14 protein-coding genes and 1 pseudogene are annotated in these 18,260 nt (G+C 70.7%); 10 read left to right on the top strand and 5 right to left on the bottom strand.

The window, feature by feature from the left end; translation table 11 throughout:
- Window positions 1–115 precede the first annotated feature (115 nt).
- From OG507_RS28845 to OG507_RS28835, 3 genes are all read left to right on the top strand, one after another.
- Window positions 116–1,573, top strand: coding sequence for a hydrolase (locus OG507_RS28845; protein WP_327370060.1), 1,458 nt, complete (start codon window positions 116–118; stop codon window positions 1,571–1,573).
- 326 nt (window positions 1,574–1,899) lie between these two features.
- On the top strand, window positions 1,900–2,352 hold the full coding sequence (locus OG507_RS28840) for a hypothetical protein (protein WP_327370059.1): 453 nt from the start codon (window positions 1,900–1,902) through the stop codon (window positions 2,350–2,352).
- Window positions 2,353–2,701: 349 nt separating this feature from the next.
- Window positions 2,702–3,931 carry a glycoside hydrolase family 64 protein gene (locus tag OG507_RS28835; RefSeq protein WP_327370058.1) on the top strand — a complete coding sequence of 410 codons (1,230 nt, stop codon included), beginning with the start codon at window positions 2,702–2,704 and terminating at the stop codon, window positions 3,929–3,931.
- A gap of 97 nt (window positions 3,932–4,028) precedes the next feature.
- On the opposite strand, the gene OG507_RS28830 is transcribed toward OG507_RS28835, so the two are convergent.
- Window positions 4,029–4,361: a hypothetical protein gene (locus OG507_RS28830; protein ID WP_327370057.1), complete on the bottom strand. Its 333-nt coding sequence runs from the start codon at window positions 4,359–4,361 to the stop codon at window positions 4,029–4,031.
- A 379-nt stretch (window positions 4,362–4,740) separates the two neighbouring features.
- Here OG507_RS28830 and OG507_RS28825 point away from each other — a divergent pair, with 379 nt between their 5' ends.
- The 6 genes and pseudogenes from OG507_RS28825 to OG507_RS28800 all read left to right on the top strand — a co-directional run.
- A complete protein-coding gene (locus tag OG507_RS28825) occupies window positions 4,741–5,265 on the top strand; it encodes an ISAs1 family transposase (protein WP_327372142.1) in 525 nt (174 codons plus the stop codon).
- Window positions 5,266–5,495: 230 nt separating this feature from the next.
- A complete protein-coding gene (locus OG507_RS28820) occupies window positions 5,496–5,672 on the top strand; it encodes a hypothetical protein (protein ID WP_327370056.1) in 177 nt (58 codons plus the stop codon).
- A 334-nt stretch (window positions 5,673–6,006) separates the two neighbouring features.
- Window positions 6,007–6,960: an ABC transporter ATP-binding protein gene (locus OG507_RS28815; protein WP_327372141.1), complete on the top strand. Its 954-nt coding sequence runs from the start codon at window positions 6,007–6,009 to the stop codon at window positions 6,958–6,960.
- Entirely contained in the window at window positions 6,957–7,973 is a 1,017-nt protein-coding gene (locus OG507_RS28810) for an ABC transporter (protein WP_327370055.1), read from the top strand. The genes OG507_RS28815 and OG507_RS28810 overlap by 4 nt, the downstream gene beginning before the upstream one ends.
- Window positions 7,974–8,159: 186 nt before the next feature.
- Window positions 8,160–11,540 carry a S8 family serine peptidase gene (locus tag OG507_RS28805; RefSeq protein WP_327370054.1) on the top strand — a complete coding sequence of 1,127 codons (3,381 nt, stop codon included), beginning with the start codon at window positions 8,160–8,162 and terminating at the stop codon, window positions 11,538–11,540.
- Window positions 11,541–11,708: 168 nt separating this feature from the next.
- Window positions 11,709–11,840 (top strand): annotated as a pseudogene (locus tag OG507_RS28800) (ABC transporter permease); the annotation flags it as partial.
- 86 nt (window positions 11,841–11,926) lie between these two features.
- Here OG507_RS28800 and OG507_RS28795 read toward each other — a convergent pair.
- A complete protein-coding gene (locus OG507_RS28795) occupies window positions 11,927–12,451 on the bottom strand; it encodes a hypothetical protein (protein WP_327370053.1) in 525 nt (174 codons plus the stop codon).
- Window positions 12,452–12,679: 228 nt separating this feature from the next.
- Between OG507_RS28795 and OG507_RS28790 the strand changes: the two genes are divergently transcribed.
- Window positions 12,680–13,297, top strand: a complete 618-nt coding sequence (locus OG507_RS28790; protein ID WP_327370052.1) for a YceI family protein — start codon at window positions 12,680–12,682, stop codon at window positions 13,295–13,297.
- A 95-nt stretch (window positions 13,298–13,392) separates the two neighbouring features.
- On the opposite strand, the gene OG507_RS28785 is transcribed toward OG507_RS28790, so the two are convergent.
- The 3 genes from OG507_RS28785 to OG507_RS28775 all read right to left on the bottom strand — a co-directional run bounded on the left by OG507_RS28785 (window position 13,393) and on the right by OG507_RS28775 (window position 18,222).
- Window positions 13,393–13,830 (bottom strand): DUF7144 family membrane protein, encoded by a 438-nt coding sequence (locus tag OG507_RS28785; protein WP_327370051.1) that lies wholly within the window; start codon window positions 13,828–13,830, stop codon window positions 13,393–13,395.
- Between the two features lie 86 nt (window positions 13,831–13,916).
- Window positions 13,917–16,547, bottom strand: coding sequence for a SpoIIE family protein phosphatase (locus OG507_RS28780; protein WP_327372140.1), 2,631 nt, complete (start codon window positions 16,545–16,547; stop codon window positions 13,917–13,919).
- A gap of 238 nt (window positions 16,548–16,785) precedes the next feature.
- Window positions 16,786–18,222 carry a hypothetical protein gene (locus OG507_RS28775; RefSeq protein WP_327370050.1) on the bottom strand — a complete coding sequence of 479 codons (1,437 nt, stop codon included), beginning with the start codon at window positions 18,220–18,222 and terminating at the stop codon, window positions 16,786–16,788.
- Between the last annotated feature and the right edge of the window lie 38 nt (window positions 18,223–18,260).

Below are 18,260 nucleotides of genomic sequence, written 5' to 3'. Positions count from 1 at the left end.
GTGTGTCATGTACTGTTCAATCGATCGTTGCGCCGGAGAAAGCTCACCACCGTTCTACGCGCGCAGAATTGGCAGCCGCACCGCCTCTCTCCCCACTCCCCCGGAGGTATGCAGGATGCTCGGACACAGAAATGCGGGCGGGTTCACCGCCGCACTCGCCGCCTTCGGACTGCTGGCCGCGGGAGCCGCCGCCGGGGCAGACGCCGCGCCGGCCACCGTCCCCGCCGCGTCGGCCGCTGTCGCAGCCACTCCGCACCGCGTCCTGTTCGACAACGCTCATGCCGAGACGGCCGGGAACGCGGACTGGATCATCTCCACCAGCCAGCCCGACCCGCTGGGCCAGGATTCCACCCCGTCCGCCGAGACGGACTGGACCGGCGCGCTGTCCGCATGGGGAGTCGCCCTCCAGCGGACCGGCGACTACAGCCTCAAGACACTGCCCTCGGGCTCCGGTCTCGCCTACGGCGGCTCGACGGCGACCGATCTGACGAACTTCGACACCCTGGTCCTCCCCGAGCCCAACACGCTGTTCACCACGGCCGAGAAGACGGCCATCATGAACTTCGTCAAGAACGGCGGCGGCCTGTTCATGGTCTCCGACCACACCGGCGCGGACCGCAACAACGACGGCCAGGACGCGGTCGAGATCTTCAACGACCTGATGTCGAACAACAGCGTCGACTCCACCGATCCGTTCGGCTTCTCGGTCGACACGCTGAGCGTCGGCTCCGACCATCCGACAGCCATCAGCGACAGCACCAACCCTGTCCTGCACGGCTCCTTCGGCACCGTCACCAAGAGCCTCATCGCCAGCGGCACCACCGCGACGCTCAAGCCTGCCGACAACTCCACCGTCAAGGGACTGCTCTACCGCACCGGCTACTCCGGCAACACCGGCGCCTTCTTCGCCACCAGCACCTTCGGCAGCGGCCGCGTCGCCTTCTGGGGCGACAGCTCACCCATCGACGACGGCACCGGCCAGTCGGGCAACAACCTCTACGACGGCTGGAACGACTCCAGCGCCACCAACGCGGCTCTCGCCCTCAACGCCACCGAATGGCTCTCTGGCGCGACCGGCGACGGCGGTGGCGGTGGCACGGACCCCTGCACCGCCGCCCAACTGCTCAGCAACAACGGCTTCGAGTCCGGTGCCACCTCCTGGAGCGCCACCAGCGGAGTCATCACCAACGCCTCCGGCGAGTCCCCCCGCACCGGCTCGTACTACGCGTGGCTCAACGGATACGGCAGCGCCAACACCGACACGCTCGCCCAGTCCGTCACCATCCCGTCCGGCTGCTCCGCGACCCTGAGTTTCTATCTGCACGTCGACACCGCGGAGACCGGCACCACCGCGTACGACACCCTCAAGGTCCAGGTCCTCAACAGCTCCGGGACGGTCCTCGGCACCCTCGCCACCTACTCGAACCTGAACGCGGCCTCCGGATACGCCCTGCGCAGCTTCAACCTCGGCGGATACGCCGGGCAGACGGTCACCGTGAAGTTCACCGGAACCGAGGGATCCAAGCTCCAGACGTCGTTCGTCATCGACGACACGGCGGTCGGTGTGAGCTGATCCGGCGCTCCTTGCGCCGCCACGAACGCGCGGAGGTGCTGGACCGGTCCGCTGCCGGGCCGGACCTCCGCGCGGATCGTGGCGGCGGATGCCGTGTTCAGTCCCTGATGAACACGGCCCGGGCCTCCTCGGGAGTCAGCCGAGATACGGCTGGCAGGCGTGACGCAGCGGATGACGCGGATCTGGGCGAGAGGTCCCCGAACGGTTCCGGGCTCGGCCGCCACAGCCGGTCCTGGAAGGCGGGCTCGGCACGGCCGTCACCTCCGCCGCATCTCGGCTGACCCTCAGTTAGGGTCTGACTTCCGACTACAGGGAGTATGTACGTTATGCGCAAGTTTTGGCTGTCCGTGGCTGCGGTCGCGGCCGCAACAGGGCTACTCACGGGGTGTTCGGGCGCGGGGGACTCCAGCGACTCCGAGAGGGGCGGCGCGACGCCGACGCCGAGGTTCACCTGGAGCGAGGAGGCCTCGGCGCTGGACCCGTCGAGGGACGTCAGAATCGTGAAGTCAGGGTTTGAGGACCATAAGGACTGGGGTCGACACGCGTACGTCGTGCACTACACGATCACGAACGGCGGAAGCGGTGCGGCGAACTATTTCGTGCAGTTCGAGTTTCTGGACAAGGACGACGATGTCCTCGGAAAGACCGGAGTGACGGTCGACAGGCTGGGCCCCGGAAAAACGGAGACGAACGACTCGGCACTGCTGGACTCGGAGATCGAGAACGGCAGCGTCGAAGACATCGCATCCGTGCACGTCACGCAGGTTGAACGCACATGACCCGCCGCCGCCCGTACCGGACTTCACCCCGAATGCACTGATTTCCCTGGCCCCCGGAGCCGCCTCGCGAGCGCCGCAAGGCTTGAGCGGCTCACGGGCGGCGCAGGATGCGTTCGGAGCACGCCCGGCATCGCTTCGGCGACCATGGCATCTCTGCGGCTCGTTGACGACAACCAGCCTTTCCCTACTCCGAGTTGTGAAGACTTCCAGCTTCTGAGAGCGCTCTCAGCCACAAGTCTTGACGCCTGCCGCGACCGTCACGAGAGTGGTGCGCACCGCGGACGCCCACGCCCCACTCCCCCGCACGATCGTCCCGTCCGCGCCCCCCACACACCCCGGGAGTCCTCTCGTGATTTCACGCAGACTGTTCCTGACGGGCAGCGCCGCCGCCTCCGCGACCGCGCTCACCTACCCCCTCTGGGGCAGCGCCCTGAGCCCGAGCGCCGCCGCTGCCCCCGCAACCTGTGAACTCGCCCTGGTGAACCGCTCGTTGCCCGGCAGGGTCAACGCCTATGTCACCGGCCATGAGCAGGGCACCGACCGCTGGGTGCTGCTGCGGGCCGACGGTGGCGTCTACCGCCCCGACTCCCCCGCCGCGCCGCAGACACCGCTGCCGGTCGACTGCGCCATCCCACTGAACGGGGCAGGTGGCGCGCCCGTCGTGCTGACGCTTCCTCAGATGTACGGCGCTCGCGTCTACTTCGTACGCGACGACACCCTGACCTTCTATCTCAACCCCGGCCCCGCCCTGGTCGAGCCGGCGTTCGCGACGTCCACGGACGCCAACTACGGACGCACCTGGTCGTTCTGCGAGTTCACCTTCAACCCTCAGCAGTTGTACGCCAACATCAGCTACGTCGACCTGGTCACCGCGCTGCCGATCGGCCTGACCCTGGAGGGCGACACCACGCACACCGTGGCGCCGCTCCCGGACGGCGCCGTGCAGCGGATCGCCGACGGCCTCACCGCCCAGGCCATCGCCGACGGGCAGCCGTGGGACAAGCTGGTGATCCGCGGCGGGGACGGCAACGTACTGCGGGTGATCTCGCCGCAGAACCTGATGGCGCCGTTCTTCGACCGGCCGGACCAGATGCCGCTGCGCGACGTCTTCACGTCCTACATCGACCAGGTCTGGGAGAAGTACCGCTCCACCGATCTCCGGATCGACCTCCAGGGCGGCCGCGGCATCCGCACCGGCCGGGTCAGCGGGGACATCCTGACCTTCGACGGCGGCCACACCTTCATCAAGCCGACCTCCAAGGACATCTTCACCTGCAACCACGGGCCGTTCACGAACAACCCGGGCGACTCCGACGACAAGAAGGCCCTCCTGGCCCGGCTCGCGGCCGGTTTCAACCGCTCCCTGATGCTCACCCACCCCGACCAGCCGAACGGCACCTCGGCCGCGGACTACTACCGGGGCGCGGTGACCAACCACTGGTCACGTGTGGTCCACGCGAACACCCCGATCGGCTACGCCTTCCCGTACGACGACGTACGCCCCGACGGCCAGCCGGACGTCTCCGGCGCCGCTAACGACGGCAACCCGCGACGCTTCACGGTGAGCGTGGGGGCCTGAGGCCGGACCCGAGCCCGTAACCAGAGGTGCGCTCGCCGCGACGACGCGGCGGGCGCACCTTCGCGTCCGGCCCGCGGTTGCGGAGCCGGGAGCCTTTTCACAGAGCGGCCATGAGCGTGAACGGCGCAAGGGTCAACAGCGCGCTCACGGGCCAGTACAGCAGGGAGCCGAGCGCGACCCTGCGCCGCACGGGGCGGTTGGCGAGCCACCACAGCAGAGCGAACAGCGCCAGCACAGGCGTCGCGAGCACCACCCAGGGCAGCATGCCGTCGTTCTCCGTCGGATCCCGCTGGGTCCAGCCCATGGCCGCGAGCGGCCAGTTCGAGGCGAAGTACCACAGCAGGAAGGCCGGAACGACGCCGGGAACCCCCAGCAGCAGATTCACGATCACTGCCGTCAGCGACCACTTCCACACGCGCCCAGTATTCACACCCCTGATGGGATCACTGGATTCGCGACAGCTGGGTGTCCACACCTCGGGCTGTGATCAACGCCACATGCGCACCACCGGTCACTCTGTGCTCGCCGGTCCGCGAACCACCCTCCGCAACAACGTCGTTGAGCAGTTTGGCCGAAAGCCACCCCAGACGAACCGCTCGCCGAGGACCCCGAAAGGTGTCGGACGCCTAGGGGTGCGGGGGTCGCGTCGGCCAGGCCGAAGGTGCAGACCAGTAATCGAACGGGCGATCGAGGAGGCCAATATTGTCGCCGACATCCACGAAGAAGCGGCAGAGAAGTGCAGGAGGGGCACAATTCCCGTACATAAGCTGCTCATTCCGGTGACCTGTCACTCCTGGTGACATCCGCCGATCGCCCACCGCCAGCTGGCGGCCCTGCCCTGGCGGGACATCGCCGTCCAGCACACCGCCTCCGGGACCGGGCACGGACGGCGGGAGTCCCGGTCGATCAAGACCTGCGCGATCGCCGACGAGGCCGGCGGGATCGCCTTCCCCCACGCCCGCCTGGCCATCCGCGTCCACCGCCGTCGCACGCCCACCGGCCAGCGCGAGAGTCGTGAGAGCGTCTACGCCGTGACCAGCCTGGACGCCAACCAGGCCGGCCCGGCCGATCTGGCCGCCGCGATTCGCGGGCACTGGGGAGTGAAGAACTCCTCGCACCACATCAGGGACGTCACCTTCGCCGAGGACGCCTCCACCGTCCACACCGGGACCGCGCCCCGGGCCATGGCGACCTTCCGCAACCTCGCCATCGGCGTGCTGAAGCTCCTCGGAGCCGACAACATCGCCAAGACCACCCGGGCCATCCGCGACGAACCCCAACGAGCACTCCCGATCCTGGGCATCACCACTGACACGGACACCTACGGAACTTGATCAAGCCCCACCGCCGATACCGGTGGATCGGCGCTCGGCCGAAAGGCGGAGCGGCCGCACCACGGGTCGGACTTCTGCCCGAAGCGTCCGGCCACGGGGCCGTCGTAGCGTGGCGGTCAAGAGCTCCCCCTCGTGGAACAGGCTCGCGGGCGTCCTGATTCGGGCCGCCGCGGCGGTCTGCGGACACGGGGCACGGTGGGCTCACCTTCCACCGTCACAGGAGGCTTGCGATGTCCCCATTGCTGCACCGGCTGCTGCACTCGGCGCGGGTTTACGCGCAGACGGCCCTCGAGGTCGCTGTCCTCGGCTCGGGTGACGATCTGATGAACCCGGATCCGGCGGTCTCCCGGCCTGCTGCCACGACCGGCCGTCCGCCCGGCGCGGACATATCGGCGACGGCGGCCTGATGGCGCGACCGTGAAGCACGGCGCTGGGTAGCCGGGTTCGTGCCGGTGCTTCGCCGCCGCTGCCGAGCGCCCCGGCCTTCCTCGGCCGAAAGTGGTAGAGGGGCACCGGAGATCAGCCTTCTTCCCGAGGCGCGGCGGCGAGCGGGCCTCCTAACCTGCTCGTCACGAAGGGGACACCCTCGGTGGGGATCGGCGCCCGCGCACGTCGGGCCGTCGACCCGCCCCGGAGGGGGCGTGCCGTCAGCGCGACGGCGTACAAGCAACCACAAGGCCCGGCAATCAAGGAGCACCAGTGAGTGACGCCGTCATGGGCGCCGCGTACGGAAGAGACCCCATGGACAGGGGCGGCCCGCAGGAGGAGTCGGCGATCGAGGCCCACGGGGTGGGTCGGAAGTACCGGCGCGGCTGGGCCCTGCGGGACTGCTCGTTCCGCTTGCCGGCCGGCCGGATCTGCGGGCTCGTGGGCCCCAACGGCGCGGGCAAGACGACGCTGATGTCGATCGCCGCCAATCTGCTGGAGCCGACCGAGGGCACCCTCACGGTGTTCGGCGCGGCGCCCCAGACCGCGGAGGCAGGACGCCGCACGGCGTTCCTCGCCCAGGAGAAGCCGCTGTTCCGCCGGTTCACGGTGGCCGAGACGCTGCGGCTGGGCCGCGAGCTCAACCCGGGCTGGGACCAGCGGGCCGCCGAGCAGATCGTCCGGGCGGGCAATGTGCCGATGGACGCGAAGGTCGGCACCCTCTCCGGCGGTCAGCGCACCCGTGTGGCCTTCGCCCTCGCCTTCGGCAAGCGGCCGGACCTGCTGCTGCTCGACGAGCCGATGTCCGACCTCGACCCGCTGGTGCGCCGCGAGCTCATGACCACCCTGATGGCCGAGGCCGCCGAGCACGGCACCACGGTGCTGATGTCCTCCCACATGCTCAGCGAGCTGGAGAGCGTCTGCGACTTCCTGGTGGTCATCGCCGCCGGCGGCCTGCGGGTGGCCGGTGACGTGGACGAGATCCGCAGCGCCCATGTGCTGCTGCAGGGCGTCGCCGACGGTGGCGCCGGCGTTCCGGCCGAGCTGGCTCGCCACACCGTGATCGAGTACCGCACCAGCGGGCGGCAGGCGACCGCCCTGATCCGCCCGGACGGCCCGGTCGGTGACCAGTGGCAGTCCCACAGCCCGCAGTTGGAGGAACTCCTGCTCGCCTATCTGCGCTCGCCCCACGTGCCGCCGCTGATCAGTCCGGTGGCCCAGATACCGGGCGCTTCGTACGGCACGCACGGTCGGGGGGCGGCGGCATGAGCAACCTGACCGCGACCTCTTCCGCACCGTCCGCGCCCCCCGCCGCCGACCGCGGCGCCCGCCGCCCCCGGCTGAGCGGGATGATCTGGCTCGTCTGGCGCCAGCACCGTGCCGGTTTCTGGACGCTGCTGGCCCTGGCGGCCCTCGCCGTGGCCTGGATGCTCTACCAGCGTGCAGGCCTGCTCGACCACCTCGCCGCGAAGGGCTGGCCCGCATCGGGTCCCGACACGTGGATGGAGGGCATCAGCCCGTACAGTACCGAGCTCCTGAAGGCCGGTTACGGGCTCGGCTTCGTCCCCGTCCTCCTCGGGGTCTTCCTCGGCGCCCCGCTGCTCGCCGGCGACCTGGAGAGCGGCACGGCCAAGCTCGTCACCACTCAGGCCGCCCGGCCCGCCCGCTGGCTCGCCGCCAAGATCGGCATCAGTGCCCTGGTGGTCGTGGTCTGCACCGTCACCCTGTCCTTCGCCTTCGGCCGGTGGTGGGCCCCGGTCAGCCGGCAAGGCGCCGTCCTGGACTGGACCTCCGGCCAGGCGTTCGACAACACCGGGCCCGTGCCCGTCGCACTCGCGCTCTTCACCGTCATCGGCGGCGTCGCGATCGGCCTGCTCCTGCGCCGCACGCTGATCGCCATGGTCGTGACCTTCTTCTTCGCGGTCGCAGTCCAGCTGGTCTGGTCCGCTTCCCGGCTCGATCTCGGCCACGTCTCCAGGATCACCACCGACACGGGTGTCGACGTCGGCCCCCCGAACCTGCCTGCCAGCGCTCACCAAGTCGACATGTCGTACGTCACGGGCTCCGGGGACACCCTCGGCTGGAGCACCTGCGTGCACGCCGGGCCGGAGAAGGCCGTCGCGGCCTGCCAGCAGCAGAAGGGCATCGTGGGCTGGGCGTTGGACTACCTCCCCATCTCGCAGATGAGCGGCATGCAGTGGCTGGGCGCCTCGATCCTCTTCGCCCTGACCGCCGCCGTCACGGCCTTCGTCTTCCTGTGGGGCCGCAAGCGCGTCGCCTGACGCCCAGCGCGCCGAATCGCGTGTTCCCGGGGTCCCGCGGTTTTCCGGTCGGGACGCCTGACCAACGGCCGGCACGCGGCGCTCCTCGACGCGCGTTCCGCCCGGCGCGAGCAGTGCGTCACGTGTCCACACAGACTCCTCCCACCAGTACCGGCCGCTGGGCCGGCAACCGAAGAAAGGCACGCCTTGAACCACAAGAGACGAAGGCCGACAGGCGCGTTCGGCCCGATCACCGCGGTCGCGCTCGCCACCGCCCTGTTGGGCGGGGCGGCCGTGAACGTCCAGGCTGCTCCGGCCGAGGGCGCGTCCCGCCCGGGGCTCCGTCCGGGGTCGGTGTTCGGTGCGGGGGCCGGTTCCGGAGGCCCCGCGCGGACGGTCACCCTCGTCACCGGCGACAAGGTGACCGTGGACCGCGCGGGCAAGATCACCGGCGTCTCGGCCGCCGAAGGCCGGGAGGACATGACGTTCCGCATATCCCGCGCGGCCGGCGGGCACGCCTTCACGGTGCCACGCGACGCCGAGCGGCTGCTCGTGGACGGCACCGTCGACCGGCGGCTGTTCGACGTGACGCGGCTGGTGGACCTCGGATACGACGACGCCTCCCGGCCCGACCTGCCCCTCATCGTCACCTACCCCGAGGGCGGTTCCGTCGCGGCGCGCTCGTTGTCGGCCTCCGGAGCCCGGGTCACCCGGGGCCTGCCCAGCGTCAACGGCGACGCCCTGCGGGCCCGCAAGTCCGAGGCCGCGACGCTGTGGCGGACGCTCACCGGTACCGGTGCGGGGGCACGTTCGGCGGCCGGCGACACCTCGGCGAAGGTCCGGAAGATCTGGCTCGACGGCAAGGTCGAGGCGAGTCTGGACCGGAGCACGGCGCAGATCGGCGCCCCCGCGGCCTGGGCGGCGGGTTACGACGGCACGGGCGTCACCGTCGCGGTCCTGGACACCGGGGTGGACGCCACGCACCCCGATCTGAAGGACCGCGTCGACGCCCAGAAGAACTTCTCCGACACGCCGGACACCGTGGACCGCGTGGGCCACGGCACGCACGTGGCCTCGACCGTCGCGGGCTCCGGGGCCAGGTCGGGCGGGAAGTACAAGGGCGTCGCGCCCGGAGCGCGCATCATCAGCGGCAAGGTCCTCGACGACAGCGGCGCCGGCCGCGAGTCCGACATCATCGCCGGTATGCAGTGGGCCGTCGAGCAGGGCGCCAAGGTGGTCAACCTCAGCCTCGGCGGCGAGGACACCCCGGGGACCGACCCGGTCGAGCAAGCCGTGAACCGGCTGTCGGCGGACTCCGGCACCCTGTTCGTCGTCGCCGCGGGCAACAGGGGGCCCGGCGCGGGCACCATCGGCACCCCGGGCAGCGCCGCCGCCGCGCTCACCGTCGGCGCGGTGGACCGGGCCGACGGCATCGCCGACTTCTCCAGCCGAGGCCCCACCGCCGAGGGCTCCCTGAAGCCCGACCTCACCGCCCCGGGCGTGGACATCGTCGCCGCACGGGCCGCCGAGGGCGTGGCGGGCGACCCGGCGGCCGACGGCTATGTGTCGATGAGCGGCACGTCGATGGCCACCCCGCACGTGGCGGGCGCCGCCGCGATCCTCGCCCAGCAGCACCCGGACTGGACCGGCGAGCGCATCAAGGCCGTACTCACCGGCTCCGCCGCGGCCGCTCCGGGCCTGTCCGCGTTCGCCCAGGGCACGGGCCGTACCGACATCGCGCGGGCCATGGGCCAGCGGGTGACGAGCAGTCCCGCGCTGGGCTTCGGCACCGCCCGGTGGCCGCACGCCGACGACGAGCCCGTCACCAAGGAGATCACCTACCGCAACGACGGCGACCGGCCGGTCACCCTGGACCTGGTCACCGAGGCATTCGGTGAGGACGGGAAGCCGGCCACCAAGGGCATGTTCACCGTCTCGCCGCAACGGCTCACCGTCCCGGCGGGCGGCACGGCGACCGCCGCCGTGACCGCCGACACCCGCGCGGGCACGGCCGACGGCACCTTCGGCGGCTCCGTGACCGCGACGGACGCGGACACCACCGTGCGAACCGCCTTCGGCGTGACCCGTGAGGTCGAGTCGTACGACCTCACGGTCAGGCACCTGGACCTGCGGGGCAAGCCCACCGGTGACTCGCAGACCGGCGTTTACAGCCTGGGCGGCGACCTCTGGAAGGACTACTCCAACCCCGAGGACGGGGAGTTCACGGTGCGGCTGCCCAAGGGCCGCTACGCCCTGGAAGGCCGCGTCGCCACCGGAGCCGGCCCCGGCGACGGGGAACTGGCTCTGCTGCTGCACCCGAAGTTCGCGCTGACCCGGGACACCACGCTGGTCATGGACGCCCGCAAGGCCGATCCCGTACGCATCACCGTGCCCGACCGCGCGGCGAAGCACACCGCCGCCACCTTCAACTTCGGCCTCGACATCGACGGATCGAGCTACACGGCCACCTACCTCGTCGGCGACTTCGCCGGCCTGAGGGTCGGCCAGCTCGGCGCCCGGCTCCCGGCGGGAGAGGCGTTCGCGCAGTACAACGGGACGTGGACCCATGGCGCCGTGCGGTACCGGCCGGTGTGGAACCGCACCGGCGACCTCTCCGGATTCACCGCGAGACCGCGACGCCAGGACTTCGCCAAGCTGAACCTCACCGTAGGCGCACCCGCCGCGGGCAAGGCCGGGACCCTCATGGCTGCGCCCCTGGCGCCCAACGGGTCCTGGTTCGACTTCGACGCCGACGAGTTCGCCCTGCCGCACACCGGCACCGAGTACGTCCTGCCCGGCGTGAAGTGGCAGTACGGCGTGAGCCAGTACGGCGCCCCGGACGCGGACGGCGAACAGCGGTGGGAGGGCGGCCAGACCGTCACCGCTTCCCGGTCCTACACCGCCGGCAGGTCGTACACGCAGCGGTTCAACATCGGCGTCTTCGGCCCGCACCTCTACACCGCCGGTGCGGAGGCGTCGGGAGCGATCCGCCTCGGCGACGAGTTCGCCGCGTACGTGCCGCTGTTCTCCGACGGCGCGGGCCACGTGGGCGTCTCCGACTACACCAAGGCCAGGAGCGCGCTGTACGCGGACGGCACACCGGTGTTCACCTCGGGCGCGCCCCTGAACGGCGAGACGCACACCCTCCCCGCCGGGCGGCACACCTACCGGCTCACCACCGACGTCACCCGCGCCACGTCACTCTCCGCGGTCAGCACCCGGGTGACCGCTGAGTGGACCTTCCGCTCCGCTCACGTGGCCGGGGACACCGTGAAGTGGCTGCCGCTGTCGGCGGTGCGCTTCACGCCCAGGCTCGGTGCGGCCAGCACGGCCAAGGCCGGTACGGCCTTCACCGTCCCCTTCACGATCGAGGGCGCGGCCACCACGCGTACCGTCCGCAAGCTGGCGGTCACCGTGTCCTACGACGGCGGCAGGACCTGGAAGCCGGCCAGGGTCGCCGACCGCAAGCGGCTCGAACTGCGCCACCCCGCCCGCCCCGGCACCGTCTCGCTGCGCGTCGTGCTCACGGACGCGGACGGCAACACGCTGAAGCAGACGATCCTCCGGGCCTACCGCACCACTTCGTAGCGCCTCGTCGTATCCGCAGCCCCCCGGCCGAGGGCCGGGGGGCTCGCGCATGTTTCCGGCCTCCGGTGACCGGCATGCGAATCCTTCACCTCCCGCTCGAGCCCGGCGATCCGGGCGGCTTCCGCGCTGGTGGTGCCCTCACACAGGCCGGCGTCGGTCTCGGCCCGCTTCACTCCGGTCATCCACCCCATGACCGTCCTCATGGCCCCTGCCATCGGGCTGGCCACCGGATTGGCCGCCGGCCTCTACCCCGCCTGGCGCGCCAGCCGCATCCAGCCCGTCGAAGCACTGCGGCGATAGCCGATGTGGTCCGGAGTGCGGAAGTCCCTTGACGCCGCGTGCCCCCGTTCCGGTGGGAACGGGGGCACGCGCGCAGGCATATGCGGTCAGCAGCCGCCGCAGTTGTAGTACAGGACGTCCCAGTGGTTGCCCTCGTCCGCGTAGATGTTCCCGGAGCCGGACTGGTACTGGGGAGCGCCGTCACCACGGAGCCCTATGTAGCTGAAGGCGTTGTGGATGTAGTTGGTGAGACAGGTGGACTTGCCGTAGTCGAGCTTGTAGCCGTTCCAGTGCGAGTACGTACCGCTGGCGTGCCCGGTCTCGGTGCCGCCGGTGATGTTGAGCGCGCAGCCGGTGGCGCTCTTGAGGGTCTGGGCGCCCTGGGCGGTGGGCAGGTTGAGCTGCTCGAAGGATGTGCAGGTGGGGTTGTTCCGGTCGGAGCAGCCGCCGGAGGACGACCAGGTGATTCCGGAGGAGCTGAACCGGGCGGTGGCCTGGGAGTGGGTGAGCTTCGTGACGGCGTGGGCCTGGGTGGCACCACTGCCGAGGACACCGACGCCGGGGGCGAAGAGGACGCCGAGGACGAGGGCGAGGGCGGTCAGGACGGGGCGCAGTGTCATGCGTGACACCATGGGGGACTCCTCCTGCTCATGACAAATAGAGGCAGGGAGATAGTGCCCGAGTTCTACGCGCGTCCGCCAGAGGGCGACGAGGGGCGCATGACGGCAGCCGAGTCGATTTCCACAACAATCCACGCCACGGATGTTGAACTTTGAACTAGATGCCGCTAGAGTCTTTCTCGTTGAAGGTTAAACAAACACTTTCGACGGCCACTCGATCACGTCCCCCGAGGAGGAGCCATGGCTCTGTTCAACCGCAAGAACAACAACGCCCCGTCCGCTGCCACCGCCACCGCCGTGGACCCGGCCCTGGTCGCCCTGAGCGGCGAGTACACGATCGACCCGTCGCACAGCAGCATCGGTTTCACCGTGCGCCACGCCATGGTCACCAACGTCCGCGGCTCCTTCGGCGAGCACGAGGGCAGCCTGAAGCTCGACGGGCACGACCCCGCGAACTCCACCGCCTCCATCGATGTCAAGATCGCCAGCATCGACACCGGCATCGCCGACCGCGACGGCCACCTGCGCAGCGGCGACTTCTTCGAGGCCGAGAAGTTCCCCCTCATGACCTTCCGCTCCACCCACGCCGAGCAGCTCGGTGGCGACACCTACCGCATCACCGGCGACCTCACCATCAAGGACGTCACGCGGCCCCTCGCCATCGACCTGGAGTTCAACGGCTCCGCCACCGACCCCTACGGCAACGAGCGCGTCGGCTTCGAGGGCAGCGCGAACATCCTGCGCTCCGACTGGGGCCTGACCTGGAACGCGGCGCTGGAGACCGGCGGTGTGATGGTCAGCGACAAGGTCAAGCTCAACTTCGACATCTCCGCGATCAAGGCCGCCCCGCAGGCCTGACGCCTGCCGCCGCCCCACGCCCGGACCCGAGCGCGCCCGCCTCCTCCCCCACCGGGGGCGGAAGGCGGGCGCTCGGCGTTCGCGGCGTCCTGCCTTCAGGCGGTCCGGCCCTCTTCCGCTTCGCGGTGCATGCCCATGCACAGCGCCCAGACGACGAAGATGTTGATGACGATCAGCACCAGGGCCCACAAGGGGTAGAACGGCAGCCACAGGAAGTTGGCGATCGCGCCCAGGCCGGCCACGAGGACACCGAAGTAGCGTGCCCACAGGGCCCCGGTGAACAGTGCGCAGCCGGCGAGCACGAGGGCGATACCCAGGATGAGGTGGACCCAGCCCCAGCCCGCCAGGCTGAACTCGAAGACGTAGTGGCGCGTCACGACGAACAGGTTGTCCCTCGTGATGGCCGCGATCCCCTCGAAGATCGCCATCACCCCGCCGAGGATCATCAGGGCCGCTGCCAGGAGCGTCGTACCGGATGTGGGCGCGTGCCAGGGGCTCGGGCCCGCCTTGGCTCTGGTGGTGTCACTGGCCATTTCGATCTCCTCGGGTGACATAGCCGTGATCCCCCGTCTCAGCGTGTCACGACGGCTGTCCGTCGGCATTCCGGACGGCACGCGCCTCAGCCGTCCTCCTCCGTCTCCGGTTCGCCGACCGTCTGCTCCGACCAGATCACCTTGCCGGTCTCGGTGTAGCGGGTGCCCCAGCGTTCGGCGAACTGGGCGACGAGGAACAGGCCCCGGCCGCCCTCGTCCGTCGTCGCCGCGTAGCGCAGATGCGGTGAGGTGCTGCTGCTGTCGGAGACCTCGCAGATCAGGCTGCGGTCGTGCAGCAGCCGGACGACGATGGGCGACGAGCCGTAGCGCACCGCGTTGGTGACCAGTTCACTGAGGATGAGCTCGGTGGTGAACGCCTCCTCGTCCAGGCCGCGCTCGGTGAGCCACTGGGCGACGTTCTTGCGGACCCCGGCGACGGCCGCCGGGTCGTTGGCCACGGCCCATTGCGCGACCTGGTGGGGATCGAACGTGCGGGTACGGGCCACGAGGAGGGCCACGTCGTCGGTCGGCGGCCCGGACACCATCGCTTCGAGCACGTCGTCGCAGGTCTCCTCCGGTGTCCGGTCGCGGCCCGCGAGGGTGGCGCGCAGAAGCTCCAGACCGACGTCGATGTCCCGCTCGCGGTGCTCGACGAGGCCGTCCGTGTAGAGGACCAGACGGCTCCCCTCGGGTACGTGGAACTCGGCCGCCTCGAAGGGCATGCCGCCGATGCCCAGCGGCAGGCCGACCGGCACCTCGGGGACCTCGACGGTGCCGTCCGGGAGAACCAGTACGGGACCGGGGTGGCCGGCCCTGGCCACCGAGCAGTTCCCGGAGACCGCGTCGTAGACCGCGTACAGGCAGCCGGCTCCGGCGACCTCGGCGCTCCCGCCCTCCGTCGCCTCCTCCTGGTCGATCCGGCCGACCAGTTCGTCGAGGTGTCCGAGGAGTTCGTCGGGCGCGAAGTCCAGCGCGGAGAAGTTGTGGATGCTGGTGCGCAGCCGCCCCATGGTGGCGGCGGCGTGCAGCCCGTGGCCGACCACGTCACCGACGACCAGGGCGACCCGGGCGCCGGACAGCGGGATCACGTCGTACCAGTCGCCGCCCACCTCGGCCCGCGCGGGCAGATAGCGGTGGGCGAGGTCGAGTGCGTTCAGCTCGGGCAGGTCGCGGGGCAGCAGACTGCGCTGGAGCGTCACGGCCATTTCGTGCTCACGCGTGTACCTGCGGGCGTTGTCCAGGCTGATGGCCGCGCGGCCGACCAGTTCCTCGGCGAAGGACAGATCGTCGTCGTCGAACGGACGGGGGTTGCCCGCGCGCCAGAAGTTGGCCATGCCCAGGATGACGCCACGGGCGTGCAGGGGGACGGAGAGCACCGAGTGGAATCCGTAGGCCAGGATCCGCTCGGCCGTCTCGGGATCACGGTGCGGCCACCCCAGCCGCTCGTGGACATCGGCTCCCAGGCCGGCCTCGGCACTGTTGACGCGCATGGCCCGGGTCCTGGAAGGAACGAATCCGACCGCATGGCCGATCGGGAAGAGGGGCTGGTCCGGGTCCGCGGTGGCGACGGCGGTACGGCGCATGTCCAGCGCGGGGCTGTCGGGGGTGGCCGGCTCCTCCGCCGGGAGCGCGGGATCGACGAGGTCGACGGTCGTGACGTCGGCGAATCCCGGGGTCGCGACGTCCGCCAGTTCCTGGGCCGTCCGCGTCACGTCGAGGGTGGTACCGATGCGGGCACCGGCCTCGTAGAGGAGCAGCAGCCGTTCGTGGACGAGTTCCGCCCGGCCCGTGACCTTGCGGAGCTCGGTGGTGTCCCGCAGGGTCGCCACGGTGCTGGGCGGCCCGTCGCGCAGGCCGGTGGGCCTGAGGTTGACGGCCAGCAGCCGGTTGCCGACGCGCAGCACCTCGTCCGTGACGGTCCGGCAAGAGGCGAGCAGTTCCGCGGTGTCGGCGTCCAGCCCGAGGTCCGCCATGACGCGGCCCTCGGCGTCCGGGGGAAGGAAGAGCAGCCTGCGGGCCTCGTCGTTGACCAGCGTCAGCCGGTGCTCGGCATCGACGATGATGACGCCTTCGCGGACCGTGTGCAGCACCGCGTCGTGGTGCTCGTACATCCGGGTCATCTCCGCGGGGCCGAGCCCGTGTGTCTGGCGGCGCAGCCGTCTGCTGACGAGCGCCGCGCCGCCCGCGGTGATCGCGGCGGCGGCCACCGCGGCGGCGATGGCGAACGGGATGGACCGGTCGGCCACGCTGTTCACCGTCTTGTCGGTGAGCCCGACGGACACCAGACCGGCGACCGAGCCGTCGGGCCGGTCGACGGCCACCACCGAGAGGATCGCGGGCCCCTGGCTGCCGGAGAAGGTGCGGGTGAAGCCCGGGCCGGTCAGCGCTTCCTTGTAGGGGCCGTGCATGCGCTTGCCGATCAGCGCGGGGTCGGGGTGGGTGTAGCGGATGCCCTGCGGGCTGGACACTATGACGTAATCGACCCCGGCCTCCCTGCGGACCTCCTCCGCGCGTGGCTGCAGGACCGCGGTGGGGTTCTTGCTGTCCAGCGCCGACACGAGCCCCGGCGATTCGGCGAAGGTCTCGGCCACGCTCATCGTGCGCGACCGGGCCTCTTCCAGGCTGTCGCTGCGGCCCTGGATCACCAGCGCGAACGCACCGCCCGCGATGAGCAGGAGTACGAGCACGAGCACGCACAGGAAGACCTGGCCGGCCACGGTGCGCACGCTGAACAGGGACAGCAGTTCGCGGCCTGCGAAGCGGTGGGCCGTGTTCCGGCCGGGCGGCGCGGAGGTCACTGGGCCGGAGCCCCCATCGTGCCGATGTGGTCGCCGGACGAAGCGTCGCAGCCTCACCCGGAATCGGCCGATACCAGACATGACTTCAGGTCTAGCATGGATCGCACCTGCCCGAGAGCTCGCCGGTCGGTGGCTCGGAAATACGCCGGTCAGTGGTTCAGAATCCGCCTCCGTCGAAGCCGCCGCCGCCACCGCCACCGAAGTCACCGCCGCCGCCGAAACCTCCGCCGTCGAAGCCCGACGAGTCGAAGTCGGAGCCGGAGAAGTCCCCTCCGCTCCAGTCGCCGCCGGAGCCGAAGTCGCCGCCTCCGTACTCCGCCGCGTACGCCGGGGACGACAGCGCGGAGCCGAGCAGCGTGCCGACCAGCAGGCCCGGGAGCAGGCCGCCACCGAAGTAGCCGCCCGCCCAGGGGCCGTACGCCGGGCCCGCCTCCCAGTACGGGCGGCGGCCGTCGCCCGTGTCGACGGTGCGGCTCAGCGGTTCCTCGCCCTCGCGCAGCCGGATCTCGTCCGCCGCGCAGACCGGGACCTCGCGGGCCGTGCCGGTGGCCGGGGACCAGTGGACGTCGGCGACCGAGGGGCCGTGGCGCGGGTCGAAGAAGCACGGCGGCCGGCGGGCGGGCAGTTCACCGCCCGTCCGCCGGGCCTCCAGGACGGCGAGGGAGAAGCGGCCGTCCTCCAGGGCCTTGGTGACCCCGCGCACGTCGGACGGGTGCCGGGCCCTGGACATGGCGGATTTCGCGCCCTCGTAGGAGTCGAGCGCCCGCTCGTAGTCGGCGCGCATGAGGTCGTCGGCGCCCGGCTCGGCGGGGTGGAAGTCCAGGCGGTCCAGGGTTTCGCCGTACGCGGTGATGTCCTCGTCCACGACGACCCGGAGCTTGTCGAGCGCGGCCCGTTCCTCGGTCTCCTTGCGCCTGCGGTTGCGCCGGAAGATCGTGTAGGCCGTACCGCCGCCCAGCACCAGGATCGCGCCGACCGTGATCAGTCCGACGGCGGACGACGAACCATCGCTCGCGGCGGAGCCGCCCCAGGAGGCGGGGGCGCTGCCCCTGGCCTGTTCGACGGCCCGGTCGACGAAGGCGTTGAGCTGGGTCGCGGCGTCGGTGTCCGTGCCGGGTGCCTTCACGGCGGCGGTGAGGTTCTGGACCGCCCGGGTGGACATCACCTGCGGGTCCGCGCCGGCGCTGAACCCGTCGCCGAGGCGGACCGCGTAGACGCCGGTGATGCCGGTGTCAGTGCGCAAGGTGGTGAGCAGGGTGTCCTGAGGGAACGCCGGGGTCTGCGGCAGCACCGCCACGAACACGGGTTTGTCGGCGTCCTTGATCTTCTTCGTCAGGGCGGCCGCCTGGCCCGTGGAGAGCTGACCGGCGGCGGCCGGATCGACGTACACCGGGCTCTTGCGCAGCGCCTGCGCGACATCATTGATGGTGGATGCACCGACCGATGCACCGACCGATGCGCCGGCTGACGCACCGACTGACGCACCGACTGACGCACCGACTGATGCGGGCGCAGCGGGTGCCATGGCGAGCACGGCTGCCGAGAGAATCAGCAGCAGGGCGGCCAGCAGGGTCGGGAACAGCCTGTTCCGCATACTTCGAAGCTAACCCAGGTGGGCGGCTTTGGCGCCAC

Source organism: Streptomyces sp. NBC_01217 (genome assembly GCF_035994185.1).
In the GTDB taxonomy this organism is placed as follows: domain Bacteria; phylum Actinomycetota; class Actinomycetes; order Streptomycetales; family Streptomycetaceae; genus Streptomyces.
This window is presented reverse-complemented; position numbering and strand designations above follow the sequence as displayed.

Coding starts and splice junctions, on each gene's coding strand:
- OG507_RS28845 (WP_327370060.1), top strand. CDS start 116: ATGCTCGGACACAGAAATGCGGGCGGGTTCACCGCCGCACTCGCCGCC.
- OG507_RS28840 (WP_327370059.1), top strand. CDS start 1,900: ATGCGCAAGTTTTGGCTGTCCGTGGCTGCGGTCGCGGCCGCAACAGGG.
- OG507_RS28820 (WP_327370056.1), top strand. CDS start 5,496: ATGTCCCCATTGCTGCACCGGCTGCTGCACTCGGCGCGGGTTTACGCG.
- OG507_RS28815 (WP_327372141.1), top strand. CDS start 6,007: ATGGACAGGGGCGGCCCGCAGGAGGAGTCGGCGATCGAGGCCCACGGG.
- OG507_RS28810 (WP_327370055.1), top strand. CDS start 6,957: ATGAGCAACCTGACCGCGACCTCTTCCGCACCGTCCGCGCCCCCCGCC.
- OG507_RS28795 (WP_327370053.1), bottom strand. CDS start 12,451: ATGGTGTCACGCATGACACTGCGCCCCGTCCTGACCGCCCTCGCCCTC.
- OG507_RS28790 (WP_327370052.1), top strand. CDS start 12,680: ATGGCTCTGTTCAACCGCAAGAACAACAACGCCCCGTCCGCTGCCACC.
- OG507_RS28785 (WP_327370051.1), bottom strand. CDS start 13,830: ATGGCCAGTGACACCACCAGAGCCAAGGCGGGCCCGAGCCCCTGGCAC.
- OG507_RS28775 (WP_327370050.1), bottom strand. CDS start 18,222: ATGCGGAACAGGCTGTTCCCGACCCTGCTGGCCGCCCTGCTGCTGATT.